The sequence below is a fragment of the Lentzea guizhouensis genome (genome assembly GCF_001701025.1).
In the GTDB taxonomy this organism is placed as follows: Bacteria; Actinomycetota; Actinomycetes; order Mycobacteriales; family Pseudonocardiaceae; genus Lentzea; species Lentzea guizhouensis.
This window is the reverse complement of the sequence record NZ_CP016793.1, coordinates 8148929-8168805: the sequence shown is the minus strand read 5'-3', so window position 1 is coordinate 8168805 and position 19877 is coordinate 8148929. Positions and strand designations below refer to the sequence as shown.

Below are 19877 nucleotides of genomic sequence, written 5' to 3'. Positions count from 1 at the left end.
TTTCCCCAAAGAGATCAGTCGAGGTGGAAGACCTCGTCGAGCGGCCGCATCCGTTCGTCGGCGTTGCCGTCGCCTTCGAAGAACTCCGCCATCTCGGCTTGCCAGCGGGCGTTGACCTCGCGCCGCGCCATCTCGGCGAGCGCGGCGTCGAAGTCGTCGCATTCCAGGTAGCCGACCAGCAGGCCGTCCGGTGCGAGGAAGAGCGAGTAGTTGCGCCATCCCGCCTCGGACAGGGCGGCCCGCATCCCGGGCCACACCTCGCGGTGCCGTGCCCGGTACTCGTCCAGCCGGTCGGGCCGGACCCGGAGCGTGAAGCAGACCCGCACGGTCAGAAGTCGAACTTGTCGATGTTGTCCTTGGTGAACACCGTCGGCGGCCCGAGTACGACCTCGCCCTTGGCCCCGATCGTGCGCTCACCGAGGTCACCCGCCTTGAACTTCTCGCCCTCCGCACCGGTGATCTGCCCGGACGCGAGCGCGGCGGCGGCGTAGGTCGCGAGGTAGCCGAGCTGGCTCGGGTCCCACAGCGCGAACGACTTCACGGTGCCGTCCTGCACGAACTTGCGCATCTGGTTCGGCGTGCCCAGGCCGGTCAGCTGGACCTTGCCCTTGTACTCCGACGAGCTCAGGTACCGGGCGGCCGCCGCGACTCCGACCGTGGTGGGGGAGATGATGCCCTTGAGGTTCGGATGCGCCTGCAGCAGGCCCTGCGTCTTCTGGAACGACGTCTGGTCGTCGTCGTTGCCGTACGCGGTCTCGACGAGCTTGACGTTCGCGTACTCGGGCTTCGCGAGCTCGGTCTTCATCGTCTCGATCCAGGCGTTCTGGTTCGTCGCGTTCGGCGTCGCCGACAGGATCGCGATCTCACCGGACCCACCGATCGCCTCGGCGATCATCTTCACCTGGCCGACCGCGATGTCCTGCGCGGTGGCCTGGTTGATGAACACGTCCCGCGCGTCCGGTGCCGCGTCGGAGTCGAACGTGACGACCTTCAACCCCTGCTGGCGCGCGGTCTTCAACGCCGGCGCGACCGCGTTGGCGTCGTTGGCGGAGATCACCAGCGCGTTCTGCCGCTGCTGCGCGGCGGTGTTGATGTAGGTGACCTGGGAGGAGGCGGCCGCGTCGGACGGGCCGGTCGCCTTGACCTCCGACTTGATGGCGGTGCCCGCCTGCTCGGCACCCTTCTGCGCCACGGTGAAGTACGGGTTGTTGACCTGCTTGGGCAGGAAGGTGATCTTCAGGCCCTCCTTGAGCGGCGCCTTCGGGTCGGCGGCCGCGGTCCCGGTGGGCGCACCGGTGTTCTGACCCGCGCTGTCCTTCGTCGTGCCACCGCAGGCGGTGAGTGCGACGGCCCCGGACACCACCAGGGCGAGCACTAGGCGTGTGTTCATGTCGTTGCCTTCCTCAGGGTTGCGAGGCGTCGGGTGATCGACGGAGCCAGAACGCTGACCAGCAGCAGGAGACCGGTCACGATGGTGAGCACCTCGGTGGAGGTGTCCTGCAGGATCAGCAGGTTGCGCAGACCGCCCAGCAGCAGCACGCCCGCGAGCACACCGAAGAGCGATCCCTTGCCGCCGAAGATGGACACGCCGCCGAGCAGCACCGCGGCGACGACCGCCAGTTCGAGGCCGAGGCCGTTGTCGGCGCGGGCGCTGGAGAAGCGGAACGTGTAGACGACGCCGGCGATCGCGGCCACCGCGCCGGCGAGCACGAACAGGCTGAGCTTGATCCGCTTCACCCGGATGCCGGAGAACCGCGCGCCCTCCTCGTTGGCACCGATCGCGAAGACCGAGCGGCCGAACGAGCTGGCGTGCAACGCGATCCCGAACAGCACGGCGAGCAGGGCGGCGAGCGCGATCGGGTACGGGATGTTCGTGCCGGGCACCGGGGTCGTGCCGAACGCCGTGTAGGCGGCCGGGAAGTCCGCCACCGCCGTGTCGCCGAGCACTACCAGCGCGAGGCCGCGGTAGAGGGCGAGCGTGCCGATGGTGACCGCGAGGGAAGGGAGGCCGAGCCGGGTGACCAGCAGGCCGTTGACCGCACCGGCGAGCGCGCCGATGAAGATCACCACCGGCAAGATCGTCTCCAGCGGCCAGCCGGCGTTCCAGAACCAGCCGATCAACGCGCTGGACAGGCCCAGCACGGACGCCACCGACAGGTCGATCTCGCCCGCGACGATCACCAGCGTCAGCGGCAGCGCGATCAACGCGATCTCGCCGATGTCGAGGCCGAGGTAGAAGAGGTTGCCGCCGGACAGGAACGCGCCGTCGGTGCTGACCTGGCCGCCGAGCGCGACGACGACGAGCAGGAAGACCAGCGCGGTCTCCCAGCGCAGGAGGCTACGCATGGCTGCTCCCTTCCGACTTCCGCAGTGCCTTGGCCAGTCGCAGCGCCAGCAGCCGGTCGACCGTGATCGCGCTGAGCAGGAGAGCGCCCGCGATGGCTTGTTGCCAGAACGCGGGGATCCGCAGCACCACCAGGCAGCTCGTGATCGTGCCGAGCAGCAACGCACCGAGCGCCGCGCCCGCCACGGTGCCGGACCCGCCGAAGATCGCCACGCCGCCGACCACGACGGCCGCGACCACCTGCAGCTCGAGCCCGGTGCCCGCGGCCGCGTCGACCGTGCCGTAGCGGGCCACCCACAGCGCCCCGGCGAGCCCGGCGACGAGTCCGGAGGCGACGAACGCGGTGAGCGTGCGCTTGGCGACCGGGATGCCCGCCAGCACGGCGGCGTCCGGGTTGGAGCCGATCGCGTAGAGCTCGCGGCCGGACCGGTAGGAGCGCAGGTACACCGCGGCGACCACGATGACCACGACGGTGACCAGGACGAGGACCGGGACGCCGGCGACCCGTGCGCTGCCCAGGTCGAGCAGCGCGTCGGGGAGGTCGGCGGCGTTGACCTGGCGGCCCTGGGCGAGCGCGTAGTCGATGCCGCGGAACACGTACAGCGTGCCGAGGGTGACGACGAGGCTGGGCACGTTGCCGAGCGCGACCAGCAGCCCGTTGAGCAGCCCGCAGGCCAGACCGACGGCGACGCCGAACCCGATGCCCGCCAGCAGTGGCGTGCCGGGGTGGTCGGCGAACTGCTGCGCGGTCAGGAAGGCGGAGAGGCCGAGGACCGAGCCGACGGAGAGGTCGACGTTGCGGGTGATGACCACGAGCGTCTGGCCTACCGCGAGCAGGGCGACGATGGAGGCGTTGAGCAGGAGGTCGCGCAGGCTCTGCGGCTGGATGAACCGCGGGTTGACCAGGGCGGTGGGGACGACGACGAGGGCGAGCGCGACGAGGATGCCGAGCTCGCGGACCCGGCCGACGCGGTCGCTGAGCTTGCGCGCGGTGCGGGCGGTGGTGGGAGGTGCGGAGGGGGCGTCGAGCCGGGTGGTCACCGTGACACCTCCTGAGGTCGGCGGGTGGGGTGCGTCATCGGGCCACCGCCTGTCCTGCCGCCGCCAGCGCCACGCGTTCCTCCGTGGCCTCCGCCCGCGACAGCTCCTCGACCAGCCGGCCCTCGTGCATCACCAGCACCCGGTCGGCCATCCCGAGCACCTCCGGCAGCTCCGACGAGATCATCAGCACCGCCACGCCCTGCCCGGCCAGCTCCGACAGCAACCGGTGCACCTCCGCCCTGGTCCCGACGTCGATGCCGCGCGTGGGTTCGTCGACGATCAGCACGGAAGGACGGCGTGCCAACCACTTCGCGAGCACGACCTTCTGCTGGTTGCCGCCGGACAGCACACCGACGGGGTCGCTCAGCCTCGCGAACTTCAGCCGCAGCGTGACCGCCCAGTCCTGGGCGAGCGCGCGTTCGGTGCGGCGGCGCAGCAGGCCGAACGTCGACAGGCGGCCGAGCGAGGCGAGGGCGGTGTTGCGTTCGATGGACGCGTCCATCACCAGGCCCTGCTGGCGGCGGTCCTCCGGCACGAAACCGATGCCCGCGGCCATCGCGGCGGTGGGAGAGCCGCGCTTCAACCCCTTGCCGCGCACCAGGACCTCGCCCGCGTCGGGCCGGTCGATGCCGAACACCGCCCGTGCGACCTCGCTGCGGCCCGCGCCGACCAGGCCGGAGAGCGCCACGATCTCGCCTGCCCGCACGCTGAACGACACGTCGGTGAACACGCCCTCGCGGGTCAACCGGCGGACCTCCAGCAGCACCTCGCCGGCCGTGGTGTCCTGCTTGGGGTAGAGCTGGGACAGCTCGCGGCCGACCATCCTGCGCACCAACGAGTCCGGGGTCTCCCCGGCCAGCTCGCCGGACCACACGAACGCGCCGTCGCGCAGCACCGTGGCCCGCTGGCACAGCTCGAAGACCTCGTCGAGCCGGTGCGACACGAAGAGCACCGCGGCGTTCTGCTCGCGCAACGCCCGCACCACACCGAAGAGCCGCTGCACCTCGTGCGCGGACAATGCGGCCGTGGGTTCGTCCATCACGATCACGCGCGCGTCGAACGACAACGCCTTGGCGATCTCCACCAGCTGCTGGTCCGCAATGGACAGTCCACGGGTCGGGCGGGCCGGGTCGAGCCGGACCCCCAGCAGCTCGAACAGCTCCGCGGTGCGCGCGTGCATGGTGGCGACGTCGATCCGGCGGCCGAGGCCGAGCGGCTGGCGGCCCATGAAGACGTTCTCGGCCACCGACAGGTCGCCGAAGAGCGTCGGCTCCTGGTAAATGATCGCGATCCCGGCCGCCAGCGCGTCACCGGGCGCGGTGAACCGGCGCTCCTCGCCGTCCACGAGCACCCGGCCCGCGTCCGGCCGGTGCACCCCGGCCAGCGTCTTGATCAGTGTCGACTTGCCCGCGCCGTTCTCACCGAGCAACGCGTGCGCCTCGCCGGGCAGCAGCCGCAACGACACCCCCGACAGCGCGCGGACGGCACCGAAGGCCTTGCTCACGTCGGCCAGCTCCACCACGGGAGGACTCAAATCCGTCTCCTCGATGTTGAAACGTTTTAACGAGCGGGTTACGTGCAGCCTGGGTGCGTTGCAGCGCGAAGTCAAGACTTGTCGGGCTACGATTCGTTGTCACGTTTCAAGCAAGGAGCCGCCCGTGAAACCAGCAGTGGGCATCCGCGAGGTCGCCCGTCACGCCGGCGTCTCGAACGCGACCGTCTCGAACGTGCTCAACCGGCCGGACGTCGTCGCGCCGGCCACGCGCGAACGGGTCTTGGCCGCGATCGCCGAGCTGGGCTTCGTGCGCAACGAGTCGGCTCGCCAGCTGCGCGCGGGCCGCAGCCGGGTGCTCGCCTACGTCGTGCTGGACGCGGCGAACCCGTTCTTCACCGACGTGGCCCGCGGTGTCGAGGACGCGGCGCGCGAGGCGGGCTTCGCGCTGTACCTGTGCAACAGCGCCGCCGACGACGGCCGCGAGCGCGAGTACCTGGAACTGCTGCACGAGCAACGGGTCGAGGGCATCCTGCTCACCCCGGTCGGCGCGGACTTCTCCGACGTGCCGAGCCGCGGCACCCCGGTCGTGCTGGTCGACCGCGAGGCGCGCACCGGCACGCACTGCTCGGTGGCCGTCGACGACGTCCTCGGCGGCGAGCTGGCGGTGACCCACCTGGTCGAGACCGGCCACACCCGCATCGCGATGGTCGGTGGCCCGATGTCGATCCAGCAGGTCCGCGACCGCCACGAGGGCGCGCTGCGGGCGTTGGAGGAGGCCGGCCTGCCGCCGTCCGCGCTCACGCTGCTGGAGACCGACGGTCTGCGGGTCGCGGAGGGGCGCAGCGCGGGGGAGCGGCTCGTCGGCCTGCCCTCGGCCCGGCGTCCCACGGCGGCGTTCTGCGCCAACGACCTGCTGGCGCTCGGGTTGCTGCAGTCGATGACCCAGCAGGGGTTGAACGTGCCGGACGACCTCGCCGTGGTCGGGTACGACGACATCGAGTTCGCGGCGGCAGCGGCGGTTCCGCTGACATCGGTTCGCCAGCCACGGGATCAGCTCGGGCGGACGGCCGCGCAGTTGTTGCTGGCGGAGAACGAACCGGACCACGAACACCGGCATGTGACGTTCCAGCCGGAGCTCGTGGTCCGCGCATCAACGCGAATTCGCCGCCGCTAGCGCACGATCATCATTTCGCGGTCGTCCTCGACCACGGCGGAATCGCTCGGCGGCAGGTAGACGTTCAGCGACGCCGTCGTGAAAGCGACGCCCGCGCGGAATGCCTTCGTCCGCGACACCACGGTCACGTTCACCCTTTCGTAGTTCCCGGTGCACGGCACGCTTGGAACGTACTTGTCGCCGATCGCGAGCTCGCCGCGCACGTTCTGGGTGACCTGCACCCACAACGTCCCGGTCGCACCGTTCTGGCACATCACGCTGATCGGCGCGGTGACGGCGGCGCCGCGTGCCTCCAGCCTGCCCTGCGGCTGAAGGGCGACCGAGGCCTCCACATCGGCCGACGCGGGCACTGCGGTGGCCACCAGAGCAGTGGCGGCCAGAATGAACGCAGAAACAGCACGCACGATTTCACCTCAATGATCGAGTGGAACACACGGCCCGGCGTGGGGGTCGGACGCCAGGCCGTCGGAATGCGCCTTCTTGGGCGCACCAACGACATTAGCGACGGGACGATCACGGGGACGAGGGGCCAAGCTGGTTCACGCGTGACAGTTCTGGGTATTCGCCTGACGTGACGACCGACCCCGACCGCCTGGTGGTGCGACCCAGGCCGTGGAAGCTCGCCCTCTACGCGCTGGGCGCCTTCGTGTTCGTCGTGATCGGCTCGTACCTGTTGCGGTCCGGCGGAGTCCTCGGGTTCGTCTTCGGCGCGCTCGCGATCGCGTTCTTCGCCGGTGGGTTCGTGTTCGTGTTGCTGCCGGCCAGGAAACGCGGCCTGGCCCACCTCACCCTGACCCGCGACGGGCTCGAGCTGTCATCGGGCGGCCGGATTCCGTGGGCCGACGTGGGGTCCGTCGACGTGGTCGACCACCCGACGAAGATGGTCACGTTGCGGCTCAACAGTTATGACGCCTACCTGGCGTCCGGTCCGGACGACAGCGCGAGGCTCGGGTTCCTGCGGCCGTTCGCTCACGTGCTGCGGATGGTGCCCAGCCTGAAGCGGTTCGCCACCGAAGTGCGCGGTCCGGCCGACGAGCTGCGGTGGAACCGCGAGACGTACGGGTTCGACATCGGTATCAGCCCGATGTGGCTGGACCGGTCACCGCGCGAGTTCGTCGAGCTGGTCGAGAGCTACCGCAGCGGCTCCTGAGCCGAGCGCGCCGGCAAGACGATCGCGGACGGCCGCCCGGCGCCGTGGTGCACCGTCTGGTCCGCGGCCACGAGAGTCGTTGCGGTCGAACGAGGTTCGCCGGTCCCGGTGTTGCGCGCGTACCGGGGGAACGCGCCGCTCGACACCTGCACCCGGATGCGGTGCCCGCGCCGGAACCGGTACGCGGTCGGCCACAACCGCACCGAGGCGCACCGCGGCGAGTCCGCGTCCGTCAGGCTCACCAGGCCGTCGCACACGTTCCACGAGCGTCCCTGCGGGTCGACATCGCACAGCCGCACGAACACGTCGGCGTGCGAAACGCTGGAGGAGAACCAGATCTCGGCGCTGACCTCGCCGACGACCTCGACGTCCGCGTCGAGCACCGGCGTGGTGTAGGTCAGCACGTCCGCGCGGGCCTCCAGTTCGGTGTTGTCGACCTTGCCACCGACGTCACCGCTCAGCCGCACTCCGCCGACAGCCGGCGTCGGGTCGGCGGGGTCGTACCGGTACGTGTCCACAGAGGACTCGCCGGGTTCGGCCACCAGCGCACCCGGAGCACCGAGGTGGAAACGCCGAGGCGAGTACCCGGCCGGCGGCCAGGACTCGAAGTCCCGCCACTCCTCCGCACCCATCACGTAGAGCCGGACCGGCGCACGCGGCGGCGGCTCCTCACCGCGGGCGAGCGCGAGACCGAACGACACCGCCTCCTCGACAGGCTCCGGGATGAGGTCCGAGTGCGTCCAGGGCCCGACAGTCAGGCGCGCCACGCTGGTCAACGCCTGGAAGTCCCGCAGCTGACCGGGCAGGAAGATGTCGTACCACCCGGCGACCGAGCTGACCGGTACCCTCACCTGGGCGAGCCGGTGGCTGTGGTCGAACGTCTCCCACCGCGGCGACTCCGCGTCGTGCGCCAGGACGTCCTGGATGTAGGCGGACCGCTCGCCGAACGCGACGACGTCGGCCTCGCCCAGCGGCAGCGACCGCAGCGCCCGCGCGGTCCTGCGGTCCTGGAACGGCTTGCGCAGCAATGAGAAGCGCCGTTGCTGCGTGCCGACGAGCACACCCCACTCGAACGGCGTCTTCAGTGACAACCCGTCCGCGCGCAGGAACCCGAGCGTCAGCGCGGACTCGGTGACGACCGGGATCATCGCCTTGACCTGCGGCGGCAGCCGGTCGGCGACCGCCCACTGCACGTGGCCGAGGTAGCTCATCCCGTACAGCACGATCGCGTCCGACCACGGCTGGGCGACGAGCCAGTCGAGCGTGGCCAGGCCGTCCGCGCGTTCCTGGCGCATCGGGTCGAACGTGCCGCCGGAGCCGAACCCGCCGCGCACGCTCTGGACCACTACCTGGTACCCGCGTTCGGCGAGCGGCCGCGTGAGGACCGCGCCCAGCAGACCGCGGCCGTACGGGGAGCGGACGAGTGCGGTCGGCAGCCCGTCCCCGCCCGAGCGCGGCAGCCACCGGTCGGCGAGCAGCTCGACCCCCGTCCGGCATCGGCACCCGCAGGCCGTGCTGCACGACCACGTTCCTGGTCGCCGGCGGCCCGAGCCGCAGCCTGCGTTCCAGCAGACGACTGATCAGCACGTCGCCTCCAGGGCGGTCGTCAGCGCGGTGAGCACGCCCAGCACCCGGTCGGTGAAGGCTTCCGGGTCGTGTGCGCCCTCGATCACCCAGGTCGTCACGAACGAGCTCGCGCCACCGGTGACGAACGCGGCCAGGTCGTCGGCCGCCTGCCTGCTCACCCGGTCACCGACCAGCTGCGCGACCGCCTGCCGGTTCACCGGCAGGAACAGCTCGATCAGGCCGCGGTTCAGCTCGAACGCGCACGAGCCGGTCAGCAGTGCGCCGTAGAACGGCTGGTGCTCGGCGAAGTGCCGGGCCAGCAGCAGCGTGTTCGCGCGGTCGTCGGCGCCGTCGAGGCGGGGCAGCAGCTCACGCCTCGCCAGGTCGACGCCGGCCTCCAGCAGCACCCCGTCGAGGTCGCCGAAGTGCTGGTACACCACCCGCCTGCTGACGTCGGCGGCCTCGGCGATCTCGGAGATCGTGACCGCCGTGCCGCGTGCGCTCACCAGGTCCACCGCCGCGCGCAGGACCGCGGTGCGCGTGCGGCGCACTCGCGGGTCCAGCGCGGGCTCGGTCGTCAGCAGATCCACGAGGTGGATCGTGTAACACCTGTTACTTAGTGGTCAAATGTTACTTTTCGCGGTCCCGGTCGCGGTGGCCCCGCAGCGAACCGGGGTGCGCCTTCGCCGACGGGTCGTTGCGGGTCTTGACGAGGCTCGCGACCGTGACGACGACCAGGATCGAGATGATCACGCCGAGGCTGAGCGGCGTCGGCACCTCGGGCACGCGCGGATCGATGTCGACGTGCGCCCAGTGCAGGATCAGCTTCACGCCGATGAAGGCGAGGATGATCGCGAGACCGGCCGACAGGTACACCAGCCGGTCGAGCAGGCCCTTGACGAGGAAGAACAGCGCACGCAGGCCGAGCAGCGCGAACGCGTTGGCCGTGAACACGATGTAGGGCTCCTCGGTCACGCCGAACACCGCGGGGATGGAGTCGAGCGCGAACAGCAGGTCGACGCCGCCGATCGCGACCAGCACCACGAACAGCGGGGTGGCCATCCGCTTGCCGCCGGCCTTGGTGAAGATCTTGCCGCCCACGTAGTCGTCGGTGACCGGGATCAGCTTGCGGGCCGTGGTGACGACGATGTTGTTCTCGACGTCCGGGTCCTCGTCGCGGTGCCGGAACAGCTGGACCGCCGTGTAGATCAGCAGCAGCCCGAAGATCAGGAACATGAACGAGAACAGCGACAGCAGCGTCGCGCCGACCGCGATGAAGATGCCGCGCATGATCAGCGCGAGCACGATGCCGAACGTCAGCACCTTGTGCTGGTGCTCCTCGGGCACCAGGAACGTCGTCATGATGATCACGAAGACGAACAGGTTGTCGACCGACAGGCTCTTCTCGACGATGTAGCCGGCGAAGTACTCGGCGCCGTAGCCACCGCCGTGCGCGGTCATGAACCACACGCCGAAGCCGACGGCGACGAGGATGTAGAACACCGACCAGAGGCTGGCCTCGCGGAAGCCGATCCGGTGCGGGCGGGCGGCGGCGAGCACCAGGTCGACCGCCAGCAGGAGCACGATCACCCCGATCGTGACCGCCCACGTCAGTCCGCTGATCTCAAGCACTGGTGCCCTCTCCCTAGATGGTCGATTTGTCTGAATTGGACGTTACCGGATCTTGCGTATGCTCGGGCCGATGGACCTGGTGAACGCGCTGGCGGACGGGGTGGTCGTGCTCGACGGCGGGTTGTCGACCGCCCTGGAGCAGGCGGGCCACGACCTGTCCGACGAGCTCTGGACCGCGCGCCTGCTGCTCGGCGACGCGGACGCGGTCCTGGCCGCGCACCTCGTCTACTACCGGGCGGGCGCCGACGTCGTGATCACCTCCAGCTACCAGGCCTCCTTCGAGGGTTTCGCCCGCCGCAGTCTGACGGATGACCAGACCGCCGGCCTGTTGAGAGCCAGCGTGTCGGTCGCGCGATCTGCCGCGTCCGAAGTGGACGGACCCCGCTGGGTGGCCGCGTCGGTCGGCCCGTACGGGGCGGTGCTGGCCGACGGCTCGGAGTACCGCGGCCGCTACGGGCTCACGACCGGCGAGCTGGAACGCTTCCACCGGCGCCGGATCGAGGTGCTCGCGGAGGCGGGACCGGACGTGCTGGCGGTGGAGACGATCCCGGACGTCCAGGAGGCCGAGGCGGTCCTGCGGGTGGTCGCGGGCAGCGGGGTGCCGATGTGGCTCTCGTACAGCGTGCGTGACGGGCGGACGTGCGCCGGTCAGTCGCTGGAGGAGGCGTTCGGGGTGGTCCGCGGGGTCGGCGAGGTGGTGGCGGTGGGCATCAACTGCTCGGCGCCGCAGGAGGTCGCCGGGGCGATCGAGGTGGCTCGGGCGGTGGCCGGGCTGCCGGTGGTGGTCTACCCGAACTCGGGTGAGCAGTGGAACGCCGCGACGTGGTCGGCGTGCGGTGGCTGGCGGTGCGGTGGGCGAGGCGGTGGTGGGCGACGCGGCGCCGGTGGCGCGGCGGCGCGACGGCGCCGGGTGGCGCGGCGGGGCGACGCGGCGTCGGTGGGGTGGCGGCGCGGTGCACGGCGGGTGGGATGGCGGCGAGCGGTGCAGCGGCGGGCGTGCGGTGTTGAGCGGTGCGGCGGCGGGGCGCGACGGCGGCCGAGGCGGTGGCGGGCAAGGCGGTGGGGGCGGCGGCCAGCCGTTGCCTCGTTCGCGGTCGCGGAGTGGGCCGAGCAGGGCGCCCGGCTGATCGGCGGCTGCTGCCGGGTCGGACCGGCGGGCATCGCCGAGATCGCCGGGGTGCTCAGGTCGTGAGGTGGCCGCCTGACCCGGTCGTGCGCGGTGTCGTCGCGGCGGTGCCGGTGCTGGCGGCGGTCGTGCTGAACGCCGGCATCACGCTCGTGGACGTCGTGGTGCTCACCGGTTGTGCGGCTCTCGTCGTGCTGGGCAGCCGGTGGCCGTTGACGGCGAGCGTCGGCCAGAGCGCGGTCATGTGCCTGTCGCTGTACCTCGGCACGGTCAGCGCGGCGTTCACCCAGTTCGCGGCGGGCTTCGCGCTGGGTGAGGTCGCCTACCGGTACCGGAGGCCGCACGTCCTGGTCGTCGCCTGGCTCGGCAACGCGGCGGCGACCGCGGTGTTCCTCTCGACCGGCCCGCTGGAACCGGTGCCCACGGCGATCAGGCTGCTGCTGGCCACCGGCATGCCCGTCGCGGTCGGCCTCCACCTGCGCACCAGGGCCCGGCACCGGGAACAGGCCGTCGAGCTGGCCCGCGCGGAGGAACGCCTCGCCGTCGCCCGCGAGCTGCACGACCTGGTGGCGCACCACATGTCGTCGATCATGCTGAGGGTCGGCGTGGCCCGGCACCTGCGCGACGATCCGGGCGTCCTCGACGAGGTCCACGCCACCAGCGCCGCGGCGCTGAAGGACCTGCGCCGGTTGCTCGTCGTCTTGCGCGACCCGACGGTCACACCCGTTGCGGCGCAGGAGTTCGAGCCCGCGTTGCACGAGATGAAGCGGCGCTGCGAGGACGCCGGAGTCCCGGTCGAGCTGCACGTGCACGTCGGCCACCTGGACGCGGTGGCGCGGCACGCCGTCCTGCGGGTGGTGCAGGAGTCGCTGACCAACGCGGTGAAGCACGGGTGCGGCCCGGTGCGGGTCGAGATCGGGCAGGCCGACGAGGTCACCGTCGTGGTGCGCAACCCGGCCGACCGGGTACCCCGGCGACCGGGGTTCGGGCTGACCGGTCTGCGCGAACGCGTCGAGCTGCTCGGCGGGCGGCTCACCGCCGGGCAGCGGCGCGGTGAGTGGGTGGTCAGCGCCAGGTTGCCGGTGGAGGGGGAGAAGTGATCAGGGTCCTGGTCGTGGACGACCAGCAGCTCGTCCGGGCGGGCCTGCGGGCGTTGTGCTCGGCGCAGGACGACGTGGAGGTGGTCGCGATGGCCGCCAACGGTGCTGAAGCCGTGCGGATGGCAACCGACCACGTGCCGGACGTCGTGCTGATGGACCTGCACATGCCCGGTGTCGACGGCATCGAGGCAACGCGTCGCATACTCGCGCAACGGCCGATGCCGATCGTCGCGTTGACGACGTTCGACGACGACGAGTACCTCTATCCGGCGCTCCGGGCGGGCGTGAGCGGCTACCTGCTCAAGGACACCTCACCGGAACGCCTGCTCGACGGCATCCGCCGTGCTGCCGAGGGCGAGTCACCGTTCGATCCGGGTGTGCTGAGCAGGATCGTGCGCACGGCGGGAGCCGCGAAGGCACCGGCGACGACCCGCGACTTCGGTCTCAGCGCCCGCGAGCGGGAGGTCTTCGACCTGCTCGCCCGAGGCCTGAGCAACGCCGAGATCGCCGCCCGGCTGCACCTGGGCGTGACGACGGTGAAGACGCACGTCGCCGGGCTGATGGCGAAGACGGGGGAGAGCAACCGCGTCCGGCTGGCACTGCTGGCGCATCCTCCCGCGGGATGAGCCGGACGGCCCGCCGGGAGGATGCGTGCCAAGGCACCGCTTCGGACGATGGACGTCATGATCTGGTTCGCCACAGGCCCGAAACTCGTGCTGGTCCTGCGGCTGCTGCTCGCGGCCGTCTTCATCATGTACGGGACCATCAAGCTGCTGGGCGGTCAGTACTACTACGGTGACTGGACGATCGACAAGGCGACCACGGACGGCACAAGTCTCGTGTGGGCGTTCTACGGCTACTCGCCGTTCTACGGCCGCGCCACCGGTCTGTTCGAGCTGATCCCGGCCGTCATGTTGTTGTTCCGCCGCACGACGACGTTGGGTGCCCTCGGCCTGTTCGCCGTCGCGCTCAACATCACGCTGATGGACTTCGCGTTCGACTACCCCGAGGTGAAGTACTTCGCGTTGGCCTACACGCTGATCGCGGCGGCGCTGGTGTTGTCGGACCGGCGGAAGCTCACGTTCCTGCTGGCCGACACCGAACGCCGCCGCGACCCCGTCAGTGGGCGGCGAGCCAGCCGCGGACCAGGCCCCAGCTCGGGTGACCGGGGTCGATGACGTCGAAGTGGTTGGCATTGCGGGCCTGCAGGAACTCCGCGTTCGGGTGGGCGGCGTAGCGCAGCGGGACCACGTCGTCGCGGTCGCCCAGCACCTCCAGCACCGGCACGGAGACCGGCTTGACCGCCCGCTCGTACCGCTCCGGCACCTCCTCGCGCCGCCCGCCGAGCAGCACCGGCACGATGCCGTCCGCGGCCAGTTCGGCGACCACCGGCCCGAGCTCCGGTCGTGGCGTGCCGGGAGCCCCTCCGGTGCGGTGGCGTCGGGTCGGCGAGCTCGGCCCGAACCGGTCGGCCTCGGCCACCAGGTCGAGCGGCCGGCGAGCGACACCGCGGCCACCACGGGCACACGAGCGTCCTCGCGCCCGGCGACCCACGTGGCCAGCTGCCCACCGGCCGAGTGCCCGACGACCTGCACGCGCGTCAGGTCGAGTGGTGCGGCCACGCCGGCGAGGAAGTCCACCGCCGCCTCGACGTCCTCGAACGTGCCCGGCCACCCGCCGCCCTCGCCGATCCGCCGGTACTCGATGCTCCACACCGCGTGCCCGGCCGACACGAGGTCGTCCGCCAGCGGCACGACCGCGCGCCGGTCCCACAGGCCCGTCCAGTAGCCGCCGTGGATCAGCACGACGACCGGGAACGGACCGTCGCCCTCCGGCAGGTACAGCTCGCCGACCTGCGACGGGTGCGGTCCGTAGGGCAGCAACCGCACCGGCCCCGGCTCGTCGTCGTAGCGGGCGCCGCGCTCGGAGCTGACGACGGCGTCGACGGCGGCGAAGAACTCGGCGATCTCCGGCTGGTTCGCGCCCTTGGCCTTCGACTCGTCCCACGCGAGGTCGTCGGTCCACTCGACGAGGTCGAGCCAGGTGTCGTCGGAGAGCCGGATGAGCCGGGCGGACAGAAAACCCCTGCGGTCGCGGCGGAAGGCGTCGAGCATGCCCGGCCGCGCGGCGAGCAGGGCGGAGGTCCGGTCCGGCTTGACGGTGAAGGTGGTCAGTTCGACGGCGGCCATCGCTGCGCTCCTCAGGTAGTCACTAAATATGACTATCATCGATAGTGACCAACTTCCGCAACGTGACCGGGTGCACATGTAGGGCTCGTGTAGCCCGGCTCGTTACGTTCCCGCTCGTTCCAACAGGGGAGGGGTTGGCGTGCAGAAGTTCTTGTCCCTGGTCACCGCCGTGCTCATGGCGCTGGTGATCGCGGAGCTACCACGGGCGAACGCGGCCACCAGCGTCACGTTCGCACCGCAGACCGTGCTCGGGCCCGGCGTGCCGCCCACGCCGCACACGTTCGACCAGAACGTCGTGCCGGTCGGTTCGATCACGCTCGACATGGCCGCCGACCAGACCGCGTACGTCATCTCGGTGATGCGGGCGAACGGCGCGACCATCCGCACGTTGTTCGAGAACGAGGTCCGCTGCCGCTGGGCCGGTGGCGAGAAGACCATGCTGATGGGGCAGAACGTCTACGAGACGACCAGCAGCAGTCCGCAGTGGGAGGACATCTGGCTCACCACCAGGTTCTTGGTGCACCCCGGCGTCGCGACCAGGGTGACCTGCACGGCGAACGTCCGCACGGCGTCGCTGGCTTATGAGGACTCGACGATCCGGCTGGTGAGCGGCTCGATGCGGTTCGCGGACACCTCGATCGACAACACCACCACCGGTCAGCCCGCGCAGAGCAGCGTGCCCGCCGGTCTGCTCAACGTCGACGCGTCGAACCCGGTCCAGCGCGAGCCGTCGCTCGACAGCTTCGAGCTGGCGCCCGGCTTCCGGGGGCTCAGCGTGTTCGGCGACACCGAGTACATGATCTGCCATCTCAGCGCGCCCTGTGACAAGAAGGGGTCGTCCCAAGCGCACTTCACGCTGTTCATCAACCAGTGGAAGGCCGACGGGTCGCTGTGCCAGACGGACTCCTCGGCCACCGTGACCATGGACGTGCCCTACTACGTCCACCACGTCTACGTGCCGCTGCACAAGCCGGACTTCCAGATCAGGACGGACTCCGGTTGCGTGCCGAAGTTCTCCACCTACGTCCGGACGCGGTGGATCGGCGGCGAGACCGGTGCCGTGCAGGGGGTCGCGAAGAACATGACCGACTCGCGCGGGTCGACCGCCAAGCACGACTCGGACATGAGCCACATCTACGCGGTCCCGTTCAAGTGACCGACTGGTAGAACTGGCGGGATGAACGTGGTCGAGGTGCTCAGGGCGGCAGGGTGCGTCTTCGCGGAGGACGAGGCGCGCCTGCTGCTCGACGCCGCGGCCGGCCCCGCGAAGCTGGACGAGATGGTGCGCCGCCGGGTCGCCGGCGAGCCCCTCGAGGTGATCGTCGGGTGGGCCGAGTTCTGCGGGCACAAGGTGCTCGTCGACCCCGGTGTGTTCGTGCCGCGGCAACGGTCGGCGTTCGTCGTGCGCACCGCCGTCGAGTCAGCGCCGGCCGACGCGGTCGTGCTCGACCTGTGCTGCGGGGCGGGAGCGCTGGGCCTTGCGATCGCGGCGGAGCTCGGCGGGGTGGAGCTGCACGCGGCCGACGTCGAACCCGCCGCGGTGGCCTGTGCCCGGCGCAACCTGGCCGACCTGGGGCAGGTCTACGAGGGCGACCTGTACGAGCCGTTGCCCGCTGCGTTGCGCGGGCGGGTGGACGTCCTCGTGGTGAACGCGCCGTACGTGCCGACCGACGAGATCGCGCTGATGCCGCCCGAGGCCCGCGAGCACGAACCGCTGGTGGCGCTGGACGGTGGTTCCGACGGGGTGGACGTGCACCGCAGGGTCGCGGCCGGTGCGCCGCAGTGGCTGGCACCCGGCGGGCACCTGCTGATCGAGACGAGCGAGCACCAGGCACCGCTGACCGCCGCCGCGATGGCCGGGCACGGGCTGGTGCCGCGGGTGACGACGTCGGACGAGCACTACTGCACCGTTGTCATCGGAACCAAACCCGCGGGACCGCCCGGAATGTGAGGATCGTCCGGTGAGCGAGACCTACCGGCGCACCGCGGAGTCCGCCTGGCGGTGGGTGCTCGGCCAGGTCGCGCACGACGACGGCACCGTGTCGATTCCGGCCTCGCCCGGGGTCGAGCTGGAGGCCGAGTACGGCGACGGCATGCGCTCGGGCATCGGGGGACTGGCCCTCGCACTCGCGGAGGTCCGTGCCACCCGGCGGTGGTCCGCGCGGGAGCGGGAGCTGGCGGCCGCGATCACCGAGCAGGTCGGGGCGGGCATCGCGACGGCCACCGACTACAGCTTCTTCAACGGCCTGGTCAGCACGATCGGCACGCTGACCGCGCTCGGCGAGCCGGCTCCGCAGGCCGCCGTGGCGAGGATGCTCGCGCTCGTCACGCCGGACGGGTGGCCGCAGACGTTCACAGAGGCACCGCGCTTCCTCGACAACGCGCGCGTGCACGACGTCGTGCTGGGCACAGCCGGGATCCTGCTCGGCGCCGTCTGGGCACGTCGGCACGGAGCCGCAGCCGACGAGCTCGCCGAGGTGGCCGCCGCGGTGCTGCTGGCCGAACGCGAGCAGCTCCCGACCGGGCTGAACTGGCGGATGGTGCCGAGCCGTTTCTCCGGAGTCGACCGGCAGATGCCGAACTTCTCGCACGGTCTCTCCGGTGTCGCGACGGCACTGGCGGTGGCCGGTGCCGAGTTCGGCCGGCCGGAGTGGGTGGCGGCCGCGCACGACGGCGCGCGCCACCTCGTGACGCTCGCGGACCTGGCCGGCGGCGGGTTCCGGGCGCCGTTGCGCATCCCGCGGCTGGAGGACGACTACGAGGAGCACAGCTACGGCTGGTGCCACGGTCCGGCGGGAACCTCGTTGCTGTGGCGCGCCTTGGAGTACGCCGGTGTGTCCGAAGTGGACGGCATGACGACCGTCGAGCTGCACCGGCGGTGCATGCACACGATCCGCACCTGCGGCCTGCCGGACCGGGTGCGACCGGGGTTCTGGGACAACGACGGACGTTGCTGCGGCACCGCGGGCGTCGGTTCGGTGCTGCTCGACGCGGGCGTGGACGAGGACTTCGTCCGGCACCTCGCCGACGTCCTGGTCGAACGGGCGGTCCCCGACGGCGACGGCGTCTGCTGGCGGTTCGTCGAGCACCGCGAGGAGGACCCGCTGCTGCCGCCGGGTGTCGGGTGGATGCAGGGCGCGGCCGGCATCGCGGCGTTCCTGTTCCAGGCGAGCCGTGGCGGTGCCTCGGTGCCCCGGATGGACAACTGGTGGGTCGTTGACCAGCGCTGACAGCTGCTGACAGCGTGCTGTGCGCGCGGTGCCAGCGCACTGGCGCACAGTTCTTCCCGACACAGGGAGGAACGAACGATGTCGTTGGCGATCAGGGCAGAGGGCCTGGTCAAGCACTACGGGGAGACCAAGGCCCTCGACGGGGTGGACCTGGAAGTGCCGGAGGGGAAGGTCGTGGGGGTGCTCGGGCCGAACGGCGCGGGCAAGACCACGGCGGTGCGGGTGCTGGCCACGTTGCTGCGCCCGGACGCGGGACACGCCACGGTCGGCGGGCACGACCTGCTGAAGGACCCGGTGGCGGTGCGCAGGCTGATCGGGCTGACCGGGCAGTACGCGTCGGTGGACGAGGACCTCTCCGGCACGGAGAACCTGGTCCTGCTGGCCAGGCTGATGGACTACTCCCGGGCCGGGGCGCGGGCACGGGCGGCCGAGCTGCTGGAGCAGTTCGAGCTGACCGATGCGGCCGGCCGGTCCGCGAAGACGTACTCAGGCGGCATGCGGCGCAGGCTCGACCTCGCGGCCAGCCTCGTCGGCAACCCGGCCGTGCTGTACCTCGACGAGCCGACCACCGGCCTCGACCCGCACGCGCGCAACGAGGTGTGGGCGGTCGTGCGCAGGCTCGTCGCGCAGGGCACGACGGTGCTGCTGACCACGCAGTACCTGGAGGAGGCCGACCAGCTCGCGGACACGATCACGGTGTTCGACCACGGCAAGGTGGTCGCGGAGGGACGGCCGGACGAGCTGAAGCGCCGCGTCGGCAGCCAGACGCTGCAGGTGCGGCCGACCTCGGCGCACGACCTCGACGCGGCGCAACGGATCCTGGGCGACCTGACCGGGGTGCGGCCGTCGCGCGACGACGACACCGGGCTGCTCACCGCGCCGGTGAACGACCCGGTGCTGCTGTCCACGCTGGTCCGCAAGCTCGACGAGGCCGGCATCACCGCGGACGAGCTGGCGCTGCGGCTGCCGTCGCTCGACGAGGTGTTCCTGGCGCTGACCGGCAAGAAGACCGATGACACCGCCGAGCCGGAGAGGAGCCTGGTGTGAGCACGATCGCGTTGGACAAAGGCGTGCGCCACGGGTTTTCGCTGGCGTGGCGCGGAATCCTGAAGATCCGCAAGAATCCCGAGCAGCTGATGGACGTGACGCTCGCGCCGATCGTCTTCCTGCTGATGTTCACCTACCTGTTCGGTGGGGCGCTGGCGGGGAGCACGGACGCGTACCTGCAGATGCTCGTTCCGGGCATCATGGTGATGAACCTGTTGCAGGGCAGCATGACCGCGGGTGTGCAGCTGAACACGGACGCCTCCAAGGGCGTGTTCGACCGGTTCCGGGCCATGCCGATCGCGCGGTCCGCTCCGCTGGTCGGCGCGGTGCTGGCCGACGTCGTCCGGTACGTCGTGTGCATCCTGGTGCTGCTGGTCGTCGCGACGATCATGGGCTACCGGGTGCAGACCGGTCCGGTGGAGCTGCTGGTGGCGGTGGTGCTGGGGATCGCGTTCGCGCTGTGCTTCTGCTGGGCGTCGGTGTTCGTCGGCATGCTGCTCAAGACGCCGCAGGCCGTGCAGGGCATGATGTTCGTGCTGATCATGCCGTTGACGTTCGGCAGCAACGTGTTCGTGGGCACCTCGACGATGCCGGGCTGGCTCAAGGCGTGGGCCGACATCAGCCCGGTGACGCTGATGTCCGACACGTTGCGCGGCCTGATGAACGGCGGCGCGTACGCGGGACCGCTGTTCGGTTCGCTGATCTGGATGGTCGGTGCGGTGGCGGTGTTCTTCCCGCTCGCCATGTGGGCCTACCGCAGGCGGGTCTGAGGTCTCCGCGAGG

General features: G+C 70.9%; 20 protein-coding genes and 2 pseudogenes. 11 read left to right on the top strand and 11 right to left on the bottom strand.

Annotated features, from left to right (window positions below; genetic code table 11):
- Positions 1–14: 14 nt before the first annotated feature.
- Genes BBK82_RS39165 through BBK82_RS39145 form a run of 5 tightly spaced genes read right to left on the bottom strand, consistent with a single transcriptional unit; the run spans position 15 to position 4919 of the window.
- Complete coding sequence (locus BBK82_RS39165) at positions 15–332, bottom strand: L-rhamnose mutarotase (protein WP_083268479.1); 318 nt, start codon at positions 330–332, stop codon at positions 15–17.
- On the bottom strand, positions 329–1390 hold the full coding sequence (rhaS, locus tag BBK82_RS39160) for a rhamnose ABC transporter substrate-binding protein (RefSeq protein WP_065919451.1): 1062 nt from the start codon (positions 1388–1390) through the stop codon (positions 329–331). Before rhaS ends, BBK82_RS39165 begins: the two co-directional genes overlap by 4 nt.
- A complete protein-coding gene (locus BBK82_RS39155; protein WP_065919450.1) occupies positions 1387–2346 on the bottom strand; it encodes an ABC transporter permease in 960 nt (319 codons plus the stop codon). Before BBK82_RS39155 ends, rhaS begins: the two co-directional genes overlap by 4 nt.
- The gene (locus tag BBK82_RS39150; RefSeq protein ID WP_065919449.1) at positions 2339–3385 is read right to left on the bottom strand and encodes an ABC transporter permease; all 1047 of its coding nucleotides are present in this window, start codon (positions 3383–3385) and stop codon (positions 2339–2341) included. Before BBK82_RS39150 ends, BBK82_RS39155 begins: the two co-directional genes overlap by 8 nt.
- 34 nt (positions 3386–3419) lie before the next feature.
- The gene (locus BBK82_RS39145) at positions 3420–4919 is read right to left on the bottom strand and encodes a sugar ABC transporter ATP-binding protein (RefSeq protein WP_237047814.1); all 1500 of its coding nucleotides are present in this window, start codon (positions 4917–4919) and stop codon (positions 3420–3422) included.
- A gap of 124 nt (positions 4920–5043) precedes the next feature.
- On the opposite strand from BBK82_RS39145, the gene BBK82_RS39140 reads away from it, so the two are divergent.
- A complete protein-coding gene (locus tag BBK82_RS39140) occupies positions 5044–6054 on the top strand; it encodes a LacI family DNA-binding transcriptional regulator (RefSeq protein ID WP_237047813.1) in 1011 nt (336 codons plus the stop codon).
- Here BBK82_RS39140 and BBK82_RS39135 read toward each other — a convergent pair.
- Positions 6051–6458 (bottom strand): hypothetical protein, encoded by a 408-nt coding sequence (locus tag BBK82_RS39135; protein ID WP_154697767.1) that lies wholly within the window; start codon positions 6456–6458, stop codon positions 6051–6053. The two genes, BBK82_RS39140 and BBK82_RS39135, sit on opposite strands and share 4 nt — an antisense overlap.
- Positions 6459–6625: 167 nt before the next feature.
- Between BBK82_RS39135 and BBK82_RS39130 the strand changes: the two genes are divergently transcribed.
- Positions 6626–7204 carry an STM3941 family protein gene (locus BBK82_RS39130; RefSeq protein WP_065919447.1) on the top strand — a complete coding sequence of 193 codons (579 nt, stop codon included), beginning with the start codon at positions 6626–6628 and terminating at the stop codon, positions 7202–7204.
- Here BBK82_RS39130 and BBK82_RS39125 read toward each other — a convergent pair.
- The 3 genes and pseudogenes from BBK82_RS39125 to BBK82_RS39115 all read right to left on the bottom strand — a co-directional run bounded on the left by BBK82_RS39125 (position 7186) and on the right by BBK82_RS39115 (position 10402).
- Positions 7186–8788: pseudogene (locus tag BBK82_RS39125) on the bottom strand (CocE/NonD family hydrolase). The gene BBK82_RS39130 and the pseudogene BBK82_RS39125 sit on opposite strands and share 19 nt — an antisense overlap.
- The gene (locus BBK82_RS39120) at positions 8785–9360 is read right to left on the bottom strand and encodes a TetR/AcrR family transcriptional regulator (RefSeq protein ID WP_065919446.1); all 576 of its coding nucleotides are present in this window, start codon (positions 9358–9360) and stop codon (positions 8785–8787) included. The pseudogene BBK82_RS39125 and the gene BBK82_RS39120 overlap by 4 nt, the downstream one beginning before the upstream one ends.
- Positions 9361–9400: 40 nt before the next feature.
- Positions 9401–10402, bottom strand: coding sequence for a TerC family protein (locus BBK82_RS39115; RefSeq protein WP_065919445.1), 1002 nt, complete (start codon positions 10400–10402; stop codon positions 9401–9403).
- Positions 10403–10472: 70 nt separating this feature from the next.
- Between BBK82_RS39115 and mmuM the strand changes: the two genes are divergently transcribed.
- From mmuM to BBK82_RS39095, 4 genes are read left to right on the top strand one after another with little or no spacing between them, the layout of a single operon-like run.
- Positions 10473–11594, top strand: a complete 1122-nt coding sequence (gene mmuM, locus BBK82_RS39110) for a homocysteine S-methyltransferase (RefSeq protein ID WP_170068041.1) — start codon at positions 10473–10475, stop codon at positions 11592–11594.
- Entirely contained in the window at positions 11591–12628 is a 1038-nt protein-coding gene (locus BBK82_RS39105) for a sensor histidine kinase (protein ID WP_065919443.1), read from the top strand. The genes mmuM and BBK82_RS39105 overlap by 4 nt, the downstream gene beginning before the upstream one ends.
- The gene (locus tag BBK82_RS39100; RefSeq protein ID WP_065919442.1) at positions 12625–13254 is read left to right on the top strand and encodes a response regulator transcription factor; all 630 of its coding nucleotides are present in this window, start codon (positions 12625–12627) and stop codon (positions 13252–13254) included. Before BBK82_RS39105 ends, BBK82_RS39100 begins: the two co-directional genes overlap by 4 nt.
- Before the next feature lie 57 nt (positions 13255–13311).
- A complete protein-coding gene (locus BBK82_RS39095; RefSeq protein ID WP_170068040.1) occupies positions 13312–13806 on the top strand; it encodes a DoxX family membrane protein in 495 nt (164 codons plus the stop codon).
- On the opposite strand, the gene BBK82_RS39090 is transcribed toward BBK82_RS39095, so the two are convergent.
- Together BBK82_RS39090 and BBK82_RS57015 are read right to left on the bottom strand one after the other, a co-directional pair.
- Positions 13748–14110: an alpha/beta hydrolase family protein gene (locus BBK82_RS39090; protein ID WP_065919440.1), complete on the bottom strand. Its 363-nt coding sequence runs from the start codon at positions 14108–14110 to the stop codon at positions 13748–13750. The genes BBK82_RS39095 and BBK82_RS39090 overlap by 59 nt on opposite strands.
- Before the next feature lie 77 nt (positions 14111–14187).
- Positions 14188–14742, bottom strand: a pseudogene (locus BBK82_RS57015) (alpha/beta hydrolase); the annotation flags it as partial.
- A gap of 214 nt (positions 14743–14956) precedes the next feature.
- On the opposite strand from BBK82_RS57015, the gene BBK82_RS39075 reads away from it, so the two are divergent.
- The 5 genes from BBK82_RS39075 (at position 14957) to BBK82_RS39055 (ending at position 19864) form a co-directional block, all read left to right on the top strand.
- The gene (locus BBK82_RS39075) at positions 14957–15973 is read left to right on the top strand and encodes a hypothetical protein (protein ID WP_065919437.1); all 1017 of its coding nucleotides are present in this window, start codon (positions 14957–14959) and stop codon (positions 15971–15973) included.
- Between the two features lie 21 nt (positions 15974–15994).
- A complete protein-coding gene (locus tag BBK82_RS39070) occupies positions 15995–16768 on the top strand; it encodes a putative protein N(5)-glutamine methyltransferase (RefSeq protein ID WP_065919436.1) in 774 nt (257 codons plus the stop codon).
- Between the two features lie 10 nt (positions 16769–16778).
- A complete protein-coding gene (locus tag BBK82_RS39065) occupies positions 16779–18047 on the top strand; it encodes a lanthionine synthetase LanC family protein (protein WP_065919435.1) in 1269 nt (422 codons plus the stop codon).
- A gap of 78 nt (positions 18048–18125) precedes the next feature.
- Positions 18126–19094, top strand: a complete 969-nt coding sequence (locus BBK82_RS39060) for an ATP-binding cassette domain-containing protein (RefSeq protein ID WP_065919434.1) — start codon at positions 18126–18128, stop codon at positions 19092–19094.
- Entirely contained in the window at positions 19091–19864 is a 774-nt protein-coding gene (locus tag BBK82_RS39055; protein ID WP_065919433.1) for an ABC transporter permease, read from the top strand. Before BBK82_RS39060 ends, BBK82_RS39055 begins: the two co-directional genes overlap by 4 nt.
- Positions 19865–19877 lie beyond the last annotated feature (13 nt).